This window comes from Ramlibacter pinisoli (assembly GCF_009758015.1).
Taxonomy (GTDB): domain Bacteria; phylum Pseudomonadota; class Gammaproteobacteria; order Burkholderiales; family Burkholderiaceae_C; genus Ramlibacter; species Ramlibacter pinisoli.
Genome location: NZ_WSEL01000003.1, coordinates 1,792,563 through 1,813,183, shown reverse-complemented (window position 1 = coordinate 1,813,183; position 20,621 = coordinate 1,792,563). Strand labels below are relative to the sequence as shown.

The window sequence follows — 20,621 nt, the reverse complement described above, 5'->3', positions numbered from 1 at the left end:
TCAACCCCTCTCCGTGCGTGTTTCGTCGCCGGGCTCCGTCCCGGTGCCTGCCTCCATCGGCGCCACGCGTGGGCGGGCGGCCTGGGCCTTCTGCTGCGCTGTCGTCAAGTCTGCCAGCACCTTGGCGGTGGGACCGAACATCTCTTGCGAACCGTTGCGCAGGAGCAGCAGTTTCGTCGTGACGCCGATGGCGCTGGTGCGATGCGTGATGAGGACCAGCGTCTTGCCGGCCTTGCGCAGGTCCAGGATCGCTTCCACCAGTGCTTGTTCGCCGGCTTCGTCAAGGTTGGAGTTCGGCTCGTCCAGCACCAGCAACGACGGGTCGCCGTACAGGGCACGTGCCAAGCCGATGCGCTGCTTCTGCCCGCCTGACAGGCCCAGGCCACCGTCACCCAGCGGCGTGTCGTAGCCCTTGGGAAGCAGCAGGATCATCTCGTGCACGCCGGCCTGCTTGGCCGCGCGCACCACTTCCCCGGCGTCGACCTGACCGAAGCGGGCGATGTTCTCGCTCACCGTTCCCGCGAACAGTTCGATGTCCTGCGGCAGGTAGCCCAGGTGGGGCCCCAATTCGTCCTTGTTCCAGCGGTATACGTCGCCACCGTCGATGCGCACGCTGCCGTAGGCGGCGGGCCAGACCCCCACCAGCAGGCGGGCGAGGGTGGACTTGCCGGCGCCACTGGGCCCGATGACGCCCAGCACGTCGCCGGGGGCGAGCGCGAAACTCAGGTTGCGAATGGCGGGGGTGGCCGAGCCGGGCGGGGCCGCGGTCACGGTCTCCAGCACCACGTGTCCTTGGGGTTTGGGCAGCGACATCACCGAGTGGCGCGGCGGGTTCGCCTGCAGCAGCTCGTTCAAGCGTCGGTAGGCGCTGCGGGTGCTGCTCCAGTTGCGCCACACGCCGATCAACTGCTCGACCGGGTTGAGGGTGCGGCCCATCAGGATGGACGCGACGACCATCATGCCGCCAGACATCTTGCCTTCCAGCACCAGCAGCGCGCCGAACCCGAGCACCAAGGACTGGATGGCCGTGCGCACGGCCTTGGTCGTTGAGGCGATCGCGCCGGCCCGCTGGCTGGCGGTGGAATGCAGGCCCAGGAACACACCATGCAGCTTGAACCAGCGTGCCATCAGATTGGGCAGCATGCCCATCGCCTCGATCACTTCGGCGTTGCGCAGGTTGTTGGTCGCCAGGGCGTTGGCCGCGACGGCCATGTTGCTCGCCTCCGCCAGGGGCTTGCGCGAGACCGCCTCGCTGGCGAAGGCCAGCGCGATCAGCACCAGAGTGCCGGCCAGGGCGAAGGTGCCCAAGTAGGGGCTGAAGAGAAAGATGATGGCCAGGTTGATCGGGAACCAGGGCGCATCGAAAAAGGCGAAGAGCCCATTGCCCGTAAGGAACTGCCGCACCGTCGTGAGGTCTTGCAAGGCCTGGCCGGCATTGCCGTTTTTGCCTTTGAGGTTCTGCTCGAAGGCGGCGGTGTAGATGCGCCGGTTCAACTTCATGTCAAGCCGGGTGCCCACCCGGACCAGAATAGCACTGCGCACCCACTCCAGGGCACCCATCAGCGCGAAGCCGCCGAGCACCAAGATAGTGAGCATCAGCAGCGTGGTCTGGTTGCGGCTGGCGAGCACGCGGTCGTAGACCTGCAGCATGTAGAGCGAGGGCACCAGCAGCAGCAGGTTGATGATGGCGCTGAACACCGCCACCTTGCGGAAGGCGCCCTTGCAGTCCGCAAGGGCAGCTTTCAGTTCACCCGAGGAGTTCGGAGGGGGGGATTTGGTCATGTGTGGCCTATTGTTCGGAGGGCGCGGCCTCCCCTCTCAGAAGAGGATGCCGCGCCGTATCCGGGTTAGAGGATGAAGTCGGCGCCTGTCAGGGCAGACGTCCCCACCAGCGCAATTTGCATATCTGCGCTTGCGCCGCCGCTCACGTTGACTTCTACGATGGTTTGGCCGCCGACCAAGCTATATCGCACCTGACCTGCGCTTGTGAAGGCATCGGTACCAATGTACGTTAAGGGTGTACCGTTAACGTTGCTCAGGTCTATCCGGTCGGTGCCGGAAATGAAGTCACGGATTACATCTCTCGAGCCTGCAAGTGAATCAGACGTCGCGAGGAACCTGAAAACATCGTTTCCGCTCCCGCCAGAAAGGTCGTCTGCCCCCAATCCTCCGATCAGTACATCCGCGCCGAGGCCGCCAAGTAGCAGGTCATTGCCGCCGCCGCCGATAAGCGTGTCATCTCCGGATTCACCCGAGAGATAGTCATTGCCATCCCGGCCGTCAAGCGTGTTGGCGCCGTTGTTGCCAACAATGATATTGTTGAGAGAATTGCCGGTGCCGCTGACAGCTGCGTCGATCAGGAAGAACTTTTCAACGTACACGTTTTCGCCGAGGGTGTAGTCGGCCGCTCTGCTCTTAAGTTCTTCGGTTCCCTCACCGGCGGCTTCGACGATAACGTCATTGATGTTGTCGACTACATAGCTGTCGTCACCCAGGCCGCCGATCATGGTATCTGCACCTGAGGCGCCGTCCAATTGATCCGCTCCGGCGCCGCCAATCAGCGTGTCGTTGCCAAGGTCCCCATAGAGGTAGTCGTTGCCGTCTCCTCCATTTAGGGTGTTGGCAAGAGCGTTGCCAACGATAAGGTTGTTCAGTGCATTGCCAGTGAAACTAATGGCCGAATCGATCAGGAATGCTTTTTCCACGTGCACGCCGTCGCCCAGCACATAGTTGGACGCACGGCTCTTTAGCTCATCATTGCCATTCCCAGCGGCTTCCACGACGACGTCGTTTAGATCATCTACGACGTAGCTGTCATCTCCCGCACCACCGGACATGACATCAGGTCCGGCGCCACCGTCCATGATGTCATTGCCGTCTAATCCAAAGATGATTTCCTTACCAGGCGTGCCCGTAATTCCGTTGTTTGCCGTCGTACCCACAATGGCCGTCATGTCCGACACCACGCTATGCGACCCAAACGCGTCGCTATACGTCGCCACCACCCGATCCGTCGTATTCGACTGAGCAGCCAGTGAAGAGCCCGTTGCTCCCGGGATGTTGGTCCAGGTGCTCCCCACCAGGCGCTGCCACTGGTAGGTGGGAACCACGCCGCCGGGCAGGTCCTGGTCGGCCAGCAGGTTGACCGCCTGCAGGGTCGCATCGGAGCCGGTGGCGGCGCTGCTGGTGATGCCCACCGAGCCGGTCGCGGCGTCGTCGGCATTCGTCACCGTCACGGCGAGCGCCTGGGTGTCGAACAGCGAACCGTCCGAGACCTTGACGATGACGTCGTAGACGTTGTTGTTGCCGACGTCGGTCGGGGACTCGAAGTTCCGCGGCGTGACGAACGACAGCTGGCCGGTCGTGGCATTGATGCTGAACGCCGAGGCGTCGGCACCACCGCTGATGGACCAGGTCAGGGTCTGGGCGGGGATATTGTCGAAGTTGGTCGCGTTGTTCGCGTCGGTCGCCGTCAGAGTGGCGATGGCCGTCGTATTTTCCGCGACTGACCTGGCAGCCGAGGCGGCGCCACCGCTGGAGGTGATTTCCGGCGCCACATTGCCCACCACCACCGTGCGATCGGCGAACCTGATCTGCTCGAAGTTGCGGATCAGGTCGGTGCCGTCGTCCAGCACACCGGCGACCACGTTGGTGTGGGCCACCGTGATGGAACCGTCACCATTGCGGGTGAGCGTGTAGTCGGCGGAGTCGCCGTTGTAGACCGCCGTGTCGACTTCGGCGGATGCCGTGGTCGATTGAACGATCTCACGAACGATGTGCAGCTGGCCGGGATTGATCTCACCGCTGATCATGCGGGGGGTGAGCTGGGCCAGGCTGTCGACAGTGAACCACTCGTTGGCGGCCGTGTTGGCGTCGCCGACGTTGTGGGTGACGCGGATGCGGGTGTTCAGCCAGGCGTCGCCGTCCAGGTAGTCGTTGCCCAGGTTGCCCCGGATCGTGTCGCTGCCAGCACCGCCGATGATGACCTCTGCGCCAAGCGTGACGTCGATCACCGAAGTGTTGACCGGCAGCGCGTCGATCTGCGCCTGCGTCATGCCGAGCAGTTGGGCGAAGCCATTGATGAGGCTGACGTTCTGCGACTTCAGGTCGCTCTCGTCCGGCGGGTTGCCCGGGCCGGCACCCGCGCCGCCTGCGGCACCCTTGAGGGCCGAGGCACCGGTCAGGATGTCGTCGTACTTCCAGCCCGAGAGACCCTCCACCGAGTCGAAGCGGTCACGCAGGGTGAAGGGCTCCTGCGAGTTGAAGATCGGGATCCCCAGGTCGGAGTTGGCGGCCACGTTGTCGCCCTTGTGCGAGGCCCAGTCGAAGCCGAACATCCCGTTGCTGCGCTGGATGCCGGGGCCCTGGATCATGATGTCGTCACCGGTCTCCCCGTCGTAGTCGGTGTCGTTGCCATTCCCGTTCAGGACGTCGTGGCCGATGATCGTGCTGTTGAAGAACAGCTGCGAGTTCTCGCCCGACAGGCTGTCGAAGCCTTCGCCGCCCTCGATCCAGTCATTGCCCTCGTTGCCCATCAGGCCGTCGGGACCGTTGCCGCCGATCACGAAGTCGTCGTCGCGGCCGGCGAAGACTTCGGAGAAGTCGCTGCCGAGGACGATGAAGTCCTTGCCGCCGCCGCCGAAGAGGACGTCGTTGCCCGGACCGTTGCTGATGACGTCGTTGCCTTCATCGCCGCGAATGAAGTCCGCGCCGCCGGCCACCGTTCCGTGATCGGTGATGATGTCGTCGCCGTCACCGCCGTGGATCTCGTCGGCCTCGTCGCCGCCGTCGATGCGGTCGTTGCCGCCGTCGCCCCAGATCGTGTCCATGCCGCGGCCGCCCAGCAGGGTGTCGTTGCCCTGGGTGCCGCCCAGGACGACGTGGTCGCCGCCGTCATAGGCGTAGCTGAGCACGCCGCCATCGGCAAAGCCGTCGCCGTTGACGTCCGCGCCCGGCGCCTTGCGCACCACCAGGGGGTTCATGGCGTTCAGGAACTCGTTGTCGCGGGTCGGATCGCCGTTCAGCAGGTCCACGCCGCCGACGACATGGCTGATGCCGGTCAGCTGCTTGGACTGGTCCATCTCCAGGATGTAGCTGGCCGTCCCGAAGAGGTGGCCGTACACGTGGGTGGTGTTGCCCGTCATGCCAAGGTCGCTGTTGCGCATGGCCAGCGCAGCGAAGGTGTTGGCCTCCAGCTCGTTGATCATGTTCAAGCCTTGCGTGCGGCTGAGGTAGTAGAACCGGTCGCCGTTCTGCAGGCTCTCGAGCTGCTTTTCGAACACGTAGTTGAAGGTCGGGCCAAGCATGCCGCCGAACTCCAGCTTCGCTTCGGCCAGGCCGCCGACCCAGAAGTCGATGTCATTGAGGCCGGCTGCCGCAGCCGTCCAGGGACCGGTGCCTTGCAGGAAGGCCACGCGGGCCTGGGTTTGGGCGGGCGTTTCGCCCTCCACGCCGAAGACGATGTCCATGGCGGCTTGCCGCTTCCCATCCACCGTCGTGGCGGCCAGGATGGTGTCGAACTTGCCGTAGGCCGCGATGAAGTTGACGATCGATGCCGGGTTCTTCAGGTGCGGAGCCAGGTCGGCCCAGCTCGTATACGGCGCGAACTGCGAGTCGCCGGTGGCTGCATAGAACGAAGCGCGGGCCTCGTTGAAGCTGGGCGCACCGGTCTCCCGAGCCCGGGTGATGTTCAGCGTGGCCAGGTCCAGCGGGATGCCGACCAGGTTGTTGCGCAGCGCATCGGTGATGAACTCGTCGATCTCGTTGCCGACCTGGCGGGCCATGCCACGGATCACCGCGCCGATGGCCTGCTCCTCGGTGATCGTGCCATCCTTATCGAACGCGATCGGGTTCAGGAAGGCCTGGATCAGGCCGATGTCGTCGGACTGCAGGTTGGGGTCCATCCGCGCGACGGTCTCCGTCAGCATCGAGTGGCCGAAGCGGTACACCACGTTGGCGAACTCTTCCATGATGGCCGGGTCGATGTCGGCCGAGTTGGAGAAGATGAACGGGTCGACGTTCGGGTCCACCGCGCGGGCGAACTCCTCGAAGACCAAGTGCTGGTACTGGATTTCAGTGGCGAACCGGCCGGCCTGAAACAAGCGCTCGCCGTCCCACCGCAGCCCCGCAATCTCGTCCTGCGTGGGCATGTGATCGACGTCGACCAGCAGCCACTCGTTGAGGGTGGCGACATCGCTGCCCAGCAGCGTCTGCTTGTAGCCCTCGACCAGGCGGTTGTGCTCCGAATGGAAGATCGAGTGGATCGTGGTCAGCCCGATGTTCTCGTTGCCGCGGCCGTCGCCGGTGGCGAAGTGGCGGTCCAACATTTCGTTGTCGTAGGTGCCCGCCGGCTGCGCCAGCAGCAGGGGGTTGGCCGTGGTGATCGGCTGGGTCGGGTCAAAGTTGGGGTTCGGCACGCCGCCGACGCTGTTGTCGGAGTCGGCCACCAGATGGACGCCCGCGTCCGTGATCGGGACCGCGCCATGGGCGACGTCGATCAGGAACTGGTGCCCGGTGTGGACGGTATTGGGCGGCAGGTTGACGCCCAGGCCGCCGTTGGCGGTGGGATCGCCCTCCACCAGTCCGGTGGTCGTGACGATCTGGACGAAGCCGTGTTCGCCGCGAATGAACTCGCCGTAGCGGTCGGTGGCCAGCAGCGGAACGTCGAACACGTCGTAGTCGGTCAGGTGGATGCCCAGCAGGGCCGAGGCCTGGGCCTTCACGTCGCCCCAGGTGCCTTCGCCGTGGGCACCGTTCAGCAGGCGGCCGGTGGCCAGGGGCTTGCCGTCGACCATCTGGTATTCGCGCAGGAAGACCTGGTGCGACGGGTGCGAGGTGTAGGTCTGGTTCTGGTCAATGAACGGGGTGGTGGTGTTCTGGTGGCCGCGGGTGTCGTCATCCGCGGTTCCCAGAATCCCGTCTTGGCCTGGGCCGGTGGAGTTGGCGGCGCGCGAGAGCACCATGAAGTTGGTGTGGCTGCCCTCGACATACAGCGGATCGTCCGGCATCAGCGGCACGAACACGGTGCCGTTGTTCTTGGTGATCAGGTCCAGGCCGTGATCGAAGAACTGGCCGAAGAAGGTCATCACGCCGTTGAACGGGGGCGACAGGCCGATGTCGGGCGACAGGTTCGGGATGAACATGGTGCCATTCGTGCTCGTATGCACCTGGCCGTCGTTCGGGAAGGTGTTGTCGGCTGCCCGCTCCAAGGCGGCGATCACGGCCGCCGGGTTGTTGGCGGTCTGGTCGACGATGAGGTTGCTGATGATGCGCGGCTGCGTGTCGTACACGAAGTCGTTCGGGTTCGTCTGTGCATAGCTGCTGCTGGCGGTGCCCGGGTCGCCGGGGCCGAAGAAGCCGACCGGCCGACCTTCGGCCTGGCGGAAGGTGCCATCCACGAGCCGCGGCATGACGTTGTCAGCCGCGCCCAGCCTCTCCTGCCCGGGCAGCAGGTTGTTCCACGTGCCGTCGACCGTGCGCAGGCCATACGGCAGCAAGGCGCCGCCAATGGCTTCCCGATAGGCATCGCCGTCGATCTGTCCGTTAGGCAGCGTGGTCGACTCCGCGATCTTGATCTGCTTCAGGATGAAGGCCAGGTCGTCGAGGTTGACGGTGAAGTTGTACTGGGGAGTGGTGGTGGGCATGTTGCGCTTTCAGGAAGGTGGTTGACTGGGAGGCATTGGTTCAGAGAGGGGTCGTTCGAAGCGGGTCCTGCTGTCGTCGTCGCAGCAGCTGGGCGTACCAGGGAGCCGTGGCGGGGTCGAGGGAGAAGGAGTGGGCTGCGTCAAGCGCGACGGGCGGGCGGGTGTAACCAATGCCGCCAGTCACGGATGAGCGCAGCGACGGGAGCGCACGGGCTTGTCGGCTCGCGTCTCGAGTCGGAAGGTCGCGTCCTCGGTCAAGGAAATGACACATCTCGCAGCTCCTGCCACCTGGGAAGAAGGTCACAAAAGAATGCGAACTTTTCAGGCGGAAGCGGAGTGTGGAAGAAGTCAGCTGCTCACGACGATGTAGTTACCACTGCAACATGTAGTTACTACCAGTTTTTGTTCGTTATGAGGTATGTCGCACTTAAAGGGAGGGAGGGCGTGCCCGAGCCAGGCATCAGGGAGACCCTGACGGGTCGGCAGCCCAACCATGCGGATGTCGCGCCAGTCAACGACTTCAGCGCAATCGATCGGTCCGGGAGGAGTGCCAGGCGGCAGTTGCGTGGCCAAGGACAGGAAAGCCACAACTAACTGTCGAGAAAGATCGTGGCGGGTTTTTTGGTAACAAAGTACCGCGGATGACCGGGACGACAAAGCCCCGGCTGCCATTCCTGGCAGGCCGGGGCTTTGCGGAGGTGCCGTGGGGCCGGTTTCAGCTGACCCTGGTGCGTCCGCTGCTGCGGGCCACGGGGTCCACCGCCATCAGGGTTTCGACGATCTGGTCGGCGTCCAGCAGCGCAGGCGCCATGCACCAGCGGTCCAGGGTGTCGTTGCCGATGCGCACCACGCCGGTGTGCTGGCCGATGTCGGCATCGACCTTCGGATCGACGTCATAGAAGCCCAACGCGACGCGCAAGCGCTCGACGTCTGCCTTGGCACCGGTGAGGAAGGTCCACCCCGGGCCGACGTCATGCTGCTTCATGTAGGCATGCAGGTCGGCCGGCGTGTCGTGCTCGGGCAGCAGGCTGATGGAGTACATGAAGATGTCGTGCCCGACGCGCGCACCCAGCATGTCCTGCACGCGTCGCAGGTTGTATGTCATGGGCGGACAACGATCGCTGCACTGGGCGTACATCATGTTCACGAACACCACGCGGTCCTTCACCAGGTCGGTGTAGAAACGCACGCGCTTGCCTTCGTGCGTGGTGAGCTCCACGTCGGGGAAGCGCCGGCTCCCTCGCGTCTGCGGCGCCGCGGGCGGCTGCTCCCGCGGCTTCAACTGCAGGTACGTGCCGGCGGCGGCTGCCGCGGCTGCGGCACCTGCCGCCAGGGTTGCGAGGGTGCGGCGGCGGCCGCCGGTTTCAAGGGAGGATGTCATAGCGCACCATCATTGCGTGATCTTCGTGAATGAGGTTGTGGCAGTGCATGACGTACTTGCCACTGAAATCGCGGAACCGCAGGAACACCCTGATGGTCTCGTTGGGACCGAGCAGGTAGACGTCCTTGCGACCCCGTTCGTGCGCAGGCGGCGCAACCCCGTTGCGGCTGAGGATTCGGCCTTCCTCGAAATGGATGTGGATCGGGTGGATCCAGCCGCCACTGGCATTGCGCAACGTCCAGATCTCCGCCGTCCCCATCTTCGGCGTGGCAGCCGGCTGGCCGTTGAAGAACTTGCCATTGACGGTCCAGGCCCCGCCGTCCCTGCTGAAGACGAAGTCGCGGGTTGTGACCACCTCGTTCAGGTTGACCGGCGGCAGCTCGCGCAATGTCTCCGGCACGCGGCTGTAGTCCGGTGAGGACAGCGGGCGGTCCACAATGAACTTCAACATGGGAATCGGGCTGGCCAGCAGGGTGTCTTCGGGCTTGCGGCCATCGAGCTGTTGGAACCGGTTGACCAGGTACAGCTCCGCGCCCACCGGGAACTTGGAGAAGTCGACGATCATGTCGCATCGCTCGGCCACGCCCAGGGTGGTGCTGGTGCGCCCCAGCGGAGCGGGCAGCAGGTTGCCGTCGTTGGCGATCTGCAGGAATCCCTGCGCCACCCCGTTGTAGCGGATCTGGATGTCGTAGGTGCGCGAGATCGCTGCGTTGAGGAACCGGAACCGGTACTTGCGCGGCGAGACATGGAAGTACGGCTGGATCTTGCCGTTGACCATGAACTTGTCGCCGATGAAACCGTCGGTGTTGAACTCGTCGAAGAGGTCGTAGCCGCTGCTGTCGAACTGGCGGTCCGACAGCATCAGGGGCACGTCATAGTCGCCACTGGGCAGGCGCAGCGCCAGCGGATTGGGGTCGTTCTCGTTGCCCGAATCGAGCTCGTCGTAGACCAGGAAGAAGCCGGCCATGCCGCGGTACACATTGCCGGCCGTGAAGTCCAGGCGGTGGTCGTGGTACCAGCAGGTTCCCAGGGCCTCGCGCGAGTCGCCGCCGGCATACACCATGGGATAGTGGTGGTCCTTGTACTCGCCGGGGCTGGTGAGGCCGGGGCCGTAGGCGCGGGAGCTGAACCAGTCGAGCGGGTTGCCGTCACTCGCTGAGGGCGTGTGCATGTTGTGCAGATGCATGGAGATGTCCGGAGACCCCCAGCCCGTCACTTCGTTGGGCAACTTGTTCTCCAGGCGCACCAGGATCGGCCGACCGTAGCGGGCATGGATCATCGAACCGGGATAGGTGCCATTGAAGCCCCAGACCTTCGCCGACGGCAGGTCGGAGTGGAACTGATGGCTGCCGACTTTCATCTCGAAGCGATACAGGTCGACGGGTGGATTGGCGGGCCACGCGACGTGGTCTGCGCGACCGCACTCCCCCACGCCGCGCAGGCCCGTCGGCATCGGGCTGAGCGACGACACGGGTTGCAGCGGGCGTAGCACTGGCAACTCGTCGGCCCAAGGCCTGGTCGGCGGACTCGGCACACGCACAATGAGCGCCCGCGTCTTGTCGTCGTCGCCTTTCGACATGACGGGAACAGTCGCGGCCGCTGTCACGGCCGCGCCTCCCGACTTCAATAGCAGGCGGCGATGCCTGTTCGAGGGACCCGCGCCTGGGGGGGCGGAGGTCTCCCGGGATCCGATGCGAAGTGCCATGACAACTCCTGGAAGAGGTACTCGGGGGAACACTGGCGACTGGGGCATTTCACCCAGCGTTACGGAATGCAATGTAGGAGTCCTGCCTCAGCCTGTGGGGCCTTTCCGGGCTGGCGACTCCCCGGCGGGCGCATGTTTTGAGGAGGTACGCGGCGATACCTTGGCCACTCAACCTGCCCGGGGTCACGTCATCCGTAGCTCAGGCGCTCGGCACCAAGGTGCCGTCCCACCAGCCACACCTGTGCCGTGTGAAAAAGGGCCAGGCGAAGCTCTTCTTTAAGAAACACATTCGAACAAAATTATCGGAAGTGAAACGCACCGTCGAGCGCCGATGTCTTGACTGGAGGTCAAGGTCCCGCATGAGAAGGAACCTCTACATCAGCCAATTGGCTGAGGCGTGGTCCTCAGTCTCAGGTCACACGAGCCTCAAAAGGACTGTCCAAGAGGGGCCCGTCGAGGTCCACCAGCATGGCCGTTCCGCCATGCTCGCGGAGAACGCGACAGGTGGAATCGGTGCGGATACTGAGGTCGGATTTGGCCTTTGAACCGACCCAACCGGCACCTTTGGTCTGGATCTCATGACCGAACGGTCGGCCTTTGATGGATCGACTGCCTGCTCCGCTGCGCGGCATTCGTTTGGCGCCGAGGGTGACCGATCGCCGGAGGCCGGAAAGGCGGCGCCTCGTCAGGTGAGCCTTCGATGAGGCGCGAGCGTCACTAGAGAGCGAATGGCAGCATTCGTCGATCATCGAAGGCAGCCAGGGCTGAAAGAGCAGCCAGCGGTCTCGCCGGCGCATGACTCAAGATTTCCAACAATGAGCCGTGCGCGCGGTCTTCTTCCATGGTGCACATGGTGCCGGAGCCCGGAATCGAACCGGGACGGTGTTGCCACCGGCAGATTTTGAGTCTGCTGCGTCTACCGATTTCGCCACTCCGGCAGCGTTGAGAGCGCAACAAAAATTATGGCACAGTGCTCCGATGGAGCTAGTCACCTACCCCACGATTGAAGATGCAGTCGGCCGCACCCCCTTGGTCGCTCTTCAGCGGATCGGCGCTGCCGAGAACAAGTCCCGCGGCAATGTCATCCTGGGCAAGCTTGAGGGCAACAATCCAGCGGGCTCGGTGAAGGACAGGCCCGCCCTGTCCATGATCCGCCGGGCCGAGGAGCGTGGCGAGATCAAGCCAGGCGACACGTTGATTGAAGCCACATCCGGCAACACCGGCATTGCACTGGCAATGGCGGCAGCCATCAAGGGCTACCGCATGGTGCTGATCATGCCGGAAGACCTGTCGATCGAGCGGGCGCAAACCATGAAGGCATTCGGTGCCGAGTTGGTCCTGACGCCCAAGAGCGGTGGCATGGAGTACGCCCGCGACCTGGCCGAGAATATGCAGCGCGAAGGCAAGGGCAGGGTGCTCGACCAGTTCGCCAACCCGGACAACCCACGCATCCACTATGAGACGACCGGCCCGGAGTTGTGGGAGCAGACGTCGGGTCGCATCACGCACTTCGTCAGTGCCATGGGCACCACGGGCACGATCACCGGTGTATCGCGCTACCTGAAGGAAAACAATCCGCAGGTGCGCATCGTGGGCGCGCAGCCGAATGAAGGCTCGCGCATTCCCGGTATCCGCAAGTGGCCGCAGGAGTACCTGCCCAAGATCTACGATCCGTCGGACGTCGATGAACTGGTCTACGTGAGCCAGGACGACGCCGAGGAGATGTGCAGGCGTCTCGCGCGCGAGGAAGGCATCTTCGCGGGCATCTCGTCTGCCGGCGCTTGCTGGGTGGCGCAGCAGGTCGCGGCGCAGGTGCGGGACGCGACGATCGTGTTTGTCGTTTGCGACCGGGGAGACCGTTACCTGTCCACCGGGGTGTTCCCGGCGTGAGCGGGGCCTACAAGTTCTGCCCGGCGTGCGCCACGCCACTGCAACTGGTCGTGGCCGACGAAGATGGCGGCGCCAAGGAGCGTCTGCGCTGCCCTGCCTGCGGCTGGACCCATTGGAACAACCCGACGCCGGTGCTCGCTGCCGTGATCGAGTACCAAGGCAAGATTCTGCTGGCACGCAATGCTGCGTGGCCCAACAAGTCGATGTATGCATTGATCACCGGCTTCATGGAAGCAGGCGAGTCGCCGCAGGCCGGCATTGCGCGTGAGGTGAAGGAAGAGACGAATCTCGACGTGACGTCGCTGTCGCTGATCGGCGCCTACGAGTTCCTGAGGATGAACCAGGTGATCATCGCCTACGGTGTGCAGGCCCAAGGGGAGGTGAGGTTGTCCCCGGAACTGGTCGACTATCGTCTCTATGACCACGACAAGGTGAAGTGCTGGCCGGCCGGAACCGGCTATGCGCTCGCAGAGTGGCTGCGGGCCAAGGGCTATGAGCCTGAGTTTGTCGAATGGGCCAGGCGCACGGACTAGGTGGTCGGGCCGCAGCGGGTCAATGACCGGCGCTGGGTGACGATGACGTCGAAAACGCGGCTGGCGTCCACGCGGAATCAGTTTGCGCTCGGTCTGGCGAACTAGGTAGCAACACGCGCTTGGCGGAGTGTCAGGATCCGCGGCCTGAGCTGGCCAGGCGCGCACGAAGGCGGATCTGATGAAGCGGCCGCCGCGAGAGGCGCCCCAAGCCGTCACGAGAGAACTTGTCCTCCAATTGCAGGGCACCGGGCTTCGTCACCCTCGCTGATCCCGCAATCCGAGGATGCCCCTGCGCCCCACCCGCACTACCTTTGCGACAAACGCAGGGAGGACGGGATGACGGGTGATTGGGTGCTGAAGGTGACGGCGGATCTGCTCTGGACCGGGCTGCTCGCGAGCCTGCCGATCCTGGGGATCACCATGCTGGTGGGGCTGGGGATCGGCCTGCTGCAAGTCGTGACGCAGGTCCAGGACATGTCGCTGAGCGCCGTGCCGAAACTGGTGGCAGCAGGTGTCGCGCTGGTGGCCTTCGGGCCTTGGATGCTCCGCTTGCTCTGCCAGTACCACGTCCAGCTCTGGTCGCGCATCCCCTCGCTGCTCTAGGCCATGGGGGACTTCGCCACCATGTTCGGCACGACCTGGCTGTCCACGACGCTGCTGATGGCGACGCGGCTGGGGGCCACCCTGCTCATGACGCCGCTGCTGCAGGCCATTCCCGTGCCCGGGCCGGTGCGCCTGGCCATCGTGCTCGGGCTGGCCGCCGCCCTGGCGCTGCCGCTGGCGGCCAGTAGTGCCTGGCAGCCGCATTCGCTCGGCGAGTTGCTGGTGGCCCTGCTGGGCGAAGCCGCGCTGGGCGCCACGCTGGGGCTGGGAATCCTGCTGGCGTTCGCTGGCTTCGCGGTGGCCGGGCGACTCCTCGACGTCCAGATCGGCTTCGGGGTGGCCCAGGTGTTCGACCCGCTCACCCGCAGCCAGGTGCCCATCCTCACGTCGGTCATCGGCCTCGTGGGCGTGTTGCTGTTCATCCTGGCCGACGGACACCACGCCGTGCTGCGCGGCATCGCCTTCAGCCTCGAGCGCTTCCCGATCGGCCGGGCCTGGCCCGGCCAGGGCGCGGCCGCTTCCATCGTCCAGCAGGCCTCGGCGCTGTTCGCCCTCGGGTTCGCCTTGGCCGCGCCGGTGGTCCTGTGCCTGTTCCTGGTCGACTTCGCCCTCGGAGTCATCGCCCGCAACCTGCCGCAATTGAACATGCTGGCGCTGGGCATTCCAGTGAAGATCGTGGTCGGGCTGCTGGCCCTGTCGCTGTGGGCGGCGGTCATGGGAACGGCCGCCGGCCGGTTGCACTCGGCCTGGTGGCGCGGCTGGTCGGCGGTGCTGCAGGCCCCGGCGCCGGGAGGCCGCTGATGGCCGAGCAGGACCTTGACCGCAACGAAGCGGCCACGCCGTTCAAGCTGCAGAAGGCGCGCGACCAAGGCAAGGCGCCGCGCAGCCCCGACGTGGTGGCGGTCGCCGGCTTCGCGGCGGCGATGGCTGTTGCTTCCTGGCACGGCGCCGCCATGGTGGCGTCGTTCCTCGACCTGGTCCGCGGCGCCCTGGCGGCGGCGGCCGTGCCGGCCATCGATGCCGCCTGGGTCTCGGCTCAGGTCGGTGCGCTGGGATGGGAGGTGCTGTCCATCCTCGGCCCCTTGCTGCTCACCGTCATGGGAGCGGCCATCCTGGCCTCGCTGGCGCAGACCGGCGTGCTGCTGTCATTCGATCCGCTCAAGCCGGACCTGAGCCGCATCCATCCGGCAACGGGCTTGCGGCGGCTGTTCTCCGGCCGCACCTCGTTCGACGCGGCGCGGGCCGTGCTCAAGCTGGTCGTGCTGGTGGTGGCGGCTGGACTTGCGCTCCAGGCGCTGCTGCCGCGGTCGCCGGCGCTGGCTGACCTGCCGCCGCCGGCCATGGTGCTGGCCTTCATCGACGAGACCACGGCGCTGGGGTTCCGCATGGCCGTGGTGCTGGCCGTCATCGCTGCCATCGACCTGCTCTGGACCCGGCGCGAGTACGGCGCCCGCATGCGCATGAGCCGCCGGGAACTGAAGGACGAACACCGGCAGCGCGAAGGCGACCCGCGCGTGCGCGCTCGGCTGCGCGAGTTGCGCGTCCAGCTTCTCAAGCGCAGCAAGGCGCTGCGCAATACCCGCTCCGCCGACGTCGTGCTGACCAATCCCACGCACGTCGCCGTCGCCTTGCGCTACGTGCACGGGCAGATGGACGCGCCGCAGGTGGTGGCCAAGGGGGCGGGCCAGCTCGCGGCCGCCATGCGCGAGATCGCGCGCCGCCACGCCGTCGTGGTGGTCCCCAGCCCGGCGCTCGCCCGTCGCCTGTTCGGGGCCGTCGACATCGACCAGGTGCTGCCGCCTGCGTTCCATGCCGAAGTGGCGCGCATCATCGTGTGGGTCTTCGCCATGCGCCAGCGCCGCGCGCAGGGTCAGGGGGCGGCCGGATGAGCGGCATTCAGGACCGCTTGGCCCGCCACGCCGACGTGGCCATCGTGCTCGCCGTGCTCGGCGTGCTGCTGGTGCTGTTCATCCCCATCCCCAGCCCGCTGCTCGACTTCCTGGTGCTGGCGAACTTCAGCTTCGCCCTGCTGGTGCTCCTGCTCACGTTCGTCGTGTCGCGGCCGGTCGAGTTCTCCACGTTCCCTTCCTTGCTGCTTGTGGCCACGCTGTTCCGGCTGGCGCTGAACGTCGCCGCCACGCGCCTGATCCTGGCCGACGCAGATGCCGGGCGGGTGATTGCCGCCATCGGCTCCTACGTCGTGGGCGGCTACGCCATCGTCGGACTGGTGGTTTTTTTCATTCTGGTGGTGGTCCAGTTTGTCGTCGTTACGAACGGGGCCCAGCGCGTCTCCGAAGTGGCGGCCCGGTTCGCGCTGGACAGCATGCCGGGCCAGCAAATGAGCATCGATGCCGACCTGAACATGGGCTTCATCGACCAGTCCGAGGCACAGCGCCGTCGGCGCGGGCTGGAACGCGAGGCCGGCTTCTATGGCGCCATGGACGGCGCCTCGAAGTTCGTCAAGGGCGACGCCGTCGCCGGCATCGTCATTCTTTTGATCAACATCGTCGGCGGCCTGGTGATCGGGGTGATGCAGCACCAGCTGCCCTGGGCGCAGGCGCTGCAGACCTACACCCTGCTGACGGTCGGCGACGGCATCGTCACCCAGGTGCCGGCGCTGGTCATCGCGGTGGGCACCGGCATCATCGTCACGCGCTCGGCCAACGACGGCAACCTGGGGCGCGAAGCTTTGCGGCAGATCACGGCCTTTCCCAAGGCGCAGCTGCTGGTGGCGGCCGCCCTCGGTGGCCTGCTCCTCTTGCCCGGCATCCCGGCCTGGCCGGCGCTGGCCCTGGCCATGGCAGCAGTCGGAGTCGCCTGGGCCGCGGCGCGACTGCGCGCGACGCCGGCCGCTGCCGCCGTCGACAGCGGAGCGGATCACTCGATGGCATCCGATGCGACTGATGCCGACCTGGCCATCGAGCCGATCGAGGTGCGGGTGGGGGCGCGCTGGGCCGCCGCGGTGGCCGGCGACGGCAGCCTGTTCCAGGCCCGCATCGGCGCGTTCCGCCAGCAGCACGCCCGCGACAGCGGCTTCGTCCTGCCGCGGGTGCGGTTCCGGGCCGAGCCCGGCCTCGCGCCAGATGCCTACGAGATCCACCTCGACGGTGCCTTGGCGGCGCGCGGCCAGGCCCGGCAGGACCGCCTGCTCGCCATTCACCCTGGCGGCGACCAGCGCTCGGTGGCGGGCGAGCCGACCCGTGATCCCACCTACGGCCTGCCGGCCCTGTGGATCGAGCCGTCGCAGCGCGGCGCGGCATCGGACGCGCGCTACACGCTGGTCGACGCCGAGTCGGTGTTCCTCACCCAGCTTACGGAGGTGCTGCGGCGCGAGTCGGCCCTGCTCCTGACCCGCAGCGAGACCGATCGCATCGTGGCCCGGGTCCGGCAGGCGAATCCCTCGCTGGTGGAGGAGTGCATCCCCACGGTCCTGTCGCTGGGCGACGTGCAGAAGATCTTGCAGAACCTGCTGCGCGAGAAGGTCTCGATCCGCCACGTCGAAGCCATCCTCGAGACGTTGGCCGATGCCGGCCGAGCGACCAAGGATCCAGCCCGCCTGACCGAAGTCGTGCGGCAACGGCTGGCCGCGGCCATCTGCCAGGGCCTGACGGGCAACACCGGAGCGCTGCACGTCCTGACCATCGATCCAGCACTGGAAAGCCGCCTGCTGCAATCGGTCACGGCCGCCGATCTCGGCGCCGCGCCCGCGCTGGAGCCGCGGCTCCTCGAGCGGTTCCTGGCCAACCTGGGCCAGCAGGCGAACCGGATGATGCAGAGCAATCTGTTGCCGGTCCTGCTGTGCGCGCCGGAATTGCGGCGTCACCTGCGCTCGCTGTCCGAGCGCGGCGTGCCGCACCTGCGCGTGCTGTCCATGGTCGAAGTCCCGCAGGCCGTGGAGCTGAAGGCGTTCGGCACGGTCGCCGCCACGTGACCGGAGTCACACCGTGGCGCCCATCCTCCAACTCACGCTCCAGGGCCTGCAAGCCGACATGGCCCGCCTCGACCAGGTCGCGATCAACCTGGCGAACGTGCAGACGCCGGCATTCAAGCGCGAGGTGACGGCCAGCGCGGGCTTCGCGCGCAGGATCGATGCCGGCGCACCGGTTCTGGCCGGTGGCGTTCATCTGGATGCCCGGCCAGGAACGCTGCGCTCCACGGGGCGCGCACTGGATGTCGCGCTCGCCGGCCCCGGGTGGTTCGAGGTCCGCACCGACCGCGGGCCGGCCTACACGCGCCAGGGCGAGTTCCGGGTCGATGCGCTGGGCCGGCTGGTCACGGCGCAGGGCCACGCCGTGATGGGAGTCGGCGGTGAGATCCGGCTCACGTCCAGCAACCCGGTGATCGACACCCAGGGGCGCATCTTCGATGCGGCACCGGGCACCACCACGAGCCGTCGCCTGGCAGACGCGGTCGCGCAGCTGAAGGTGGTCCAGGTCCCGGCCTCAGCGCCCGTGGAACGCCTCGGTCAGGGACTGGTCCGGCTGCTGGTCGAACCCGAGACCGCTGGCGCCCTGCAGGCCGAGGTCCGGCAAGGTCACCTGGAGAACTCGAACGTCGACCCGGCGCGCGAGATGGTGCAACTGGTGCAGGCGATGCGCCATGCCGAGACCCTGCAGAAAGTCGGGCTGGGCTACGACGAGATGCTGGGCAATGCCATCCGGCGGCTCGGCGAGATGTCCTGATCGAGAGAGGAACGACCATGACCAACGCCCTGGCCATCGGCGCCACCGGCATGCACGCCCAGCAACTGCAGGTCGATGCCATCGCCAACAACCTGGCCAACGTCAACACGCCGGCCTACAAGAAGACGCGGGTCGTCTTCACCGACCTCGTCGGCCGGGCGCTCCTGGACGGCGCGGGCGCCCAGGCAGCCACGACGCTCGGCGTGACGGCCACCTCGGCGGGCAAGCTGTTCGATCCCGGCGAACTGCGCAAGACGGACGCGCCGCTCGACCTCGCGATCCAGGGCGACGGCTTCCTGGAGATCGCGATGCCGGACGGGAGCCGCGCGTACACCCGCGGCGGCACGTTGAAGGTGAATGCCGACGGCCAGCTCGCCACGCAGGCGGGCCTGCCCCTGAAGCCGGGCATCGCCATTCCCGACAACGCCGAAGCCATCGTCATCTCCGCCACCGGGCGGGTCCAGGTCCGGGTCGCCGGGCAATCGGCGCTGGCGGAGGCCGGGCAGCTGGAACTGGTGCGGTTCGGCAACGCGCAAGAGCTCCTGCCCCAAGGGGGCAATGTCTACCGGGCCACCGAAGCGTCCGGCGAGCCGCAGGCCACGCGGCCGGGCGAGGAGGGCGCCGGGACCTTGGCGCAGGGCTACCTGGAAGGATCGAACGTCAAGCTGGTGGAGGAGATGGTCCAGCTCATGGTGGCCCAACGCGCATACGAGGCCAGCGTCAAGGTCGTGCAGGCGTCCGACGAGATGCTGGGCCTGGTCAACGGGCTGCGCCGGTGATGCGCCTGGTCGTGCTCTCCGGTCTGCTGGCCGCCCCCGCGTGTGGGGCGGAATTGCGCATCGACCTGCGGCCGCGGGTGGAGGCGGCATCCGGGCCGCTGCACATGGGCCAGCTGGCCCGGCTGGCCTCCGACGACCTCTCGCTGCTGCGAGCTGTCGCCGACTGGCCCTTGGGCCGCCCCGCAGTCTCGGCCCGGTCGCAAAGCGTGCAGCGAAGCGACATCGAGGCGTCGCTGCGCCGCTTGCCGCAGCTGGCCGGCACGGCCGTGCAGTGGTCGGGGGCGCTGGCCTGCGATATCGAATCCGCGACAGCCCTTGTCACCGGCGAGGCGGTGGCGCGCGCTGCCTTGGGTGCGGTGCCGGGGCCAGCGCGCCTGACGCGGCCTCCGCGCGACGTGCGTGTTACGTCCGGCGAGGTGACGCTCACGGCCCGCGCCTCGATGCTGCCGGCCGCCAGTCGCAGGCAATTGGTGTGGGTCGAAATCCGCAGTGGCGGGCAGGTCGTGCGCGAAGTGGCCGTGTCCATCGAGCGGCTGGAGGCCGATCCGCAGGCGCACGTGGCCGTGGCGCCGATGGCATCGCCGACCCGATCCGCACCCGAGGTACCGCGGCGCGGCGCCTCACCGGATGCGCGGGCACCGGCCGTGGAGCGGGGCCATTCCGCCACCCTGCGCGCCGGAACCGGCCTGGTCGTGGCGGAGCGGCGGGTCGAGGTCCTGCAGGATGGCCAGGCAGGCGACCGGGTGCTGGTTCGGTCCGCCTCCGCGCCGGCGCCCCTGTCGGCGCGTGTGATCGGCCCGGAGCTTTTGGAGCTCGACCGATGAAACGCATCGCCTTGGCAGTCACCGTCCTGGCGACAACCGCGTGGCCGGTGCAGGCCGAGAGCCTGTACCGCGAGGAGGCCTGGCGCGGCCTCACTGCCGACAACAAGGCCTACCGCCCGGGCGACGTCCTCACGGTCCAGGTCTACGAGAACACCACGGCCGTGGCCAGCGCCGACACCGGCACCCGGCGCACCAACAACCTGCGCGCCGAACTGGCCCACGGTGGCACGTCAGTGGGGCAGACCACGCTGAACGTGGCGGGTGACTTCGACGGCGGTGGACGCACGCAGAGAACCAACCGGCTGCTCACCACCGTGACCGTGTCCGTCCGCGAAGTGCTGCCGTCGGGCCAGCTGCGCATCGCTGGCACCCAGTCGATCCAGGTCAACGACGAACTGCAGCAGGTGACGCTGGAAGGCCTGGTGCGTCCGGCCGACATCAGCGATGCCAACCTCGTCCAGTCGACCCGCATTGCCGACGGGCGCATCACCTATGTGGGCGAGGGCGACGTCTCCGACCGCTCGCGCCGGTCCTGGTGGCGGCGGTTGGTCGATGCGCTGGGCTTCTGACATGAGCTGCTT

General features: G+C 66.6%; 15 protein-coding genes and 1 tRNA gene. 10 read left to right on the top strand and 6 right to left on the bottom strand.

The genetic code is table 11. From position 1 onward, the window contains the following. The 6 genes from GON04_RS09955 to GON04_RS09935 form a co-directional block, all read right to left on the bottom strand. Positions 1 to 1,782 carry a type I secretion system permease/ATPase gene (locus GON04_RS09955; RefSeq protein ID WP_157397738.1) on the bottom strand — a complete coding sequence of 594 codons (1,782 nt, stop codon included), beginning with the start codon at positions 1,780 to 1,782 and terminating at the stop codon, positions 1 to 3. A 65-nt stretch (positions 1,783 to 1,847) separates the two neighbouring features. After that, positions 1,848 to 7,643 carry a peroxidase family protein gene (locus GON04_RS09950; RefSeq protein ID WP_157397737.1) on the bottom strand — a complete coding sequence of 1,932 codons (5,796 nt, stop codon included), beginning with the start codon at positions 7,641 to 7,643 and terminating at the stop codon, positions 1,848 to 1,850. A 715-nt stretch (positions 7,644 to 8,358) separates the two neighbouring features. After that, positions 8,359 to 9,024 carry an SCO family protein gene (locus tag GON04_RS09945; protein WP_157397736.1) on the bottom strand — a complete coding sequence of 222 codons (666 nt, stop codon included), beginning with the start codon at positions 9,022 to 9,024 and terminating at the stop codon, positions 8,359 to 8,361. Continuing rightward, a complete protein-coding gene (locus GON04_RS09940; protein WP_157397735.1) occupies positions 9,008 to 10,729 on the bottom strand; it encodes a multicopper oxidase family protein in 1,722 nt (573 codons plus the stop codon). Before GON04_RS09940 ends, GON04_RS09945 begins: the two co-directional genes overlap by 17 nt. A 717-nt stretch (positions 10,730 to 11,446) precedes the next feature. Then, entirely contained in the window at positions 11,447 to 11,572 is a 126-nt protein-coding gene (locus GON04_RS27060) for a hypothetical protein (protein ID WP_275406130.1), read from the bottom strand. Positions 11,573 to 11,580: 8 nt separating this feature from the next. After that, positions 11,581 to 11,667, bottom strand: a tRNA-Leu gene (locus tag GON04_RS09935). Between the two features lie 40 nt (positions 11,668 to 11,707). On the opposite strand from GON04_RS09935, the gene cysM reads away from it, so the two are divergent. From cysM to GON04_RS09885, 10 genes are all read left to right on the top strand, one after another. Further along, the gene (gene cysM / locus GON04_RS09930; RefSeq protein ID WP_157397734.1) at positions 11,708 to 12,619 is read left to right on the top strand and encodes a cysteine synthase CysM; all 912 of its coding nucleotides are present in this window, start codon (positions 11,708 to 11,710) and stop codon (positions 12,617 to 12,619) included. Continuing rightward, a complete protein-coding gene (locus GON04_RS09925) occupies positions 12,616 to 13,152 on the top strand; it encodes an NUDIX domain-containing protein (protein ID WP_181653975.1) in 537 nt (178 codons plus the stop codon). Before cysM ends, GON04_RS09925 begins: the two co-directional genes overlap by 4 nt. A 336-nt stretch (positions 13,153 to 13,488) precedes the next feature. Further along, entirely contained in the window at positions 13,489 to 13,755 is a 267-nt protein-coding gene (locus GON04_RS09920) for a flagellar biosynthetic protein FliQ (protein WP_157397732.1), read from the top strand. 3 nt (positions 13,756 to 13,758) lie between these two features. Continuing rightward, complete coding sequence (gene fliR, locus GON04_RS09915; RefSeq protein WP_157397731.1) at positions 13,759 to 14,556, top strand: flagellar biosynthetic protein FliR; 798 nt, start codon at positions 13,759 to 13,761, stop codon at positions 14,554 to 14,556. After that, positions 14,556 to 15,644 carry an EscU/YscU/HrcU family type III secretion system export apparatus switch protein gene (locus tag GON04_RS09910; protein ID WP_157397730.1) on the top strand — a complete coding sequence of 363 codons (1,089 nt, stop codon included), beginning with the start codon at positions 14,556 to 14,558 and terminating at the stop codon, positions 15,642 to 15,644. The genes fliR and GON04_RS09910 overlap by 1 nt, the downstream gene beginning before the upstream one ends. Then, the gene (locus GON04_RS09905; RefSeq protein ID WP_157397729.1) at positions 15,641 to 17,686 is read left to right on the top strand and encodes a flagellar biosynthesis protein FlhA; all 2,046 of its coding nucleotides are present in this window, start codon (positions 15,641 to 15,643) and stop codon (positions 17,684 to 17,686) included. The genes GON04_RS09910 and GON04_RS09905 overlap by 4 nt, the downstream gene beginning before the upstream one ends. A 13-nt stretch (positions 17,687 to 17,699) precedes the next feature. Continuing rightward, positions 17,700 to 18,437, top strand: a complete 738-nt coding sequence (locus GON04_RS27170) for a flagellar hook-basal body complex protein (protein ID WP_181653974.1) — start codon at positions 17,700 to 17,702, stop codon at positions 18,435 to 18,437. 17 nt (positions 18,438 to 18,454) lie between these two features. Next, positions 18,455 to 19,216, top strand: coding sequence for a flagellar basal-body rod protein FlgG (gene flgG / locus GON04_RS09895; RefSeq protein ID WP_157397728.1), 762 nt, complete (start codon positions 18,455 to 18,457; stop codon positions 19,214 to 19,216). After that, complete coding sequence (locus tag GON04_RS09890) at positions 19,216 to 20,040, top strand: hypothetical protein (RefSeq protein WP_157397727.1); 825 nt, start codon at positions 19,216 to 19,218, stop codon at positions 20,038 to 20,040. Before flgG ends, GON04_RS09890 begins: the two co-directional genes overlap by 1 nt. After that, positions 20,037 to 20,609 carry a flagellar basal body L-ring protein FlgH gene (locus GON04_RS09885; RefSeq protein WP_157397726.1) on the top strand — a complete coding sequence of 191 codons (573 nt, stop codon included), beginning with the start codon at positions 20,037 to 20,039 and terminating at the stop codon, positions 20,607 to 20,609. The genes GON04_RS09890 and GON04_RS09885 overlap by 4 nt, the downstream gene beginning before the upstream one ends. Positions 20,610 to 20,621 lie beyond the last annotated feature (12 nt).

Bases quoted from the DNA above. Each gene is read 5' to 3' on its own strand.
- GON04_RS09910 (WP_157397730.1), top strand. From the start codon at position 14,556: ATGGCCGAGCAGGACCTTGACCGCAACGAAGCGGCCACGCCGTTCAAG.
- GON04_RS09890 (WP_157397727.1), top strand. From the start codon at position 19,216: ATGCGCCTGGTCGTGCTCTCCGGTCTGCTGGCCGCCCCCGCGTGTGGG.
- GON04_RS09940 (WP_157397735.1), bottom strand. From the start codon at position 10,729: ATGGCACTTCGCATCGGATCCCGGGAGACCTCCGCCCCCCCAGGCGCG.
- GON04_RS09945 (WP_157397736.1), bottom strand. From the start codon at position 9,024: ATGACATCCTCCCTTGAAACCGGCGGCCGCCGCCGCACCCTCGCAACC.
- cysM (WP_157397734.1), top strand. From the start codon at position 11,708: ATGGAGCTAGTCACCTACCCCACGATTGAAGATGCAGTCGGCCGCACC.
- GON04_RS27060 (WP_275406130.1), bottom strand. From the start codon at position 11,572: ATGGAAGAAGACCGCGCGCACGGCTCATTGTTGGAAATCTTGAGTCAT.
- fliR (WP_157397731.1), top strand. From the start codon at position 13,759: ATGGGGGACTTCGCCACCATGTTCGGCACGACCTGGCTGTCCACGACG.
- GON04_RS09950 (WP_157397737.1), bottom strand. From the start codon at position 7,643: ATGCCCACCACCACTCCCCAGTACAACTTCACCGTCAACCTCGACGAC.
- GON04_RS09905 (WP_157397729.1), top strand. From the start codon at position 15,641: ATGAGCGGCATTCAGGACCGCTTGGCCCGCCACGCCGACGTGGCCATC.
- flgG (WP_157397728.1), top strand. From the start codon at position 18,455: ATGACCAACGCCCTGGCCATCGGCGCCACCGGCATGCACGCCCAGCAA.
- GON04_RS09920 (WP_157397732.1), top strand. From the start codon at position 13,489: ATGACGGGTGATTGGGTGCTGAAGGTGACGGCGGATCTGCTCTGGACC.
- GON04_RS09955 (WP_157397738.1), bottom strand. From the start codon at position 1,782: ATGACCAAATCCCCCCCTCCGAACTCCTCGGGTGAACTGAAAGCTGCC.
- GON04_RS09885 (WP_157397726.1), top strand. From the start codon at position 20,037: ATGAAACGCATCGCCTTGGCAGTCACCGTCCTGGCGACAACCGCGTGG.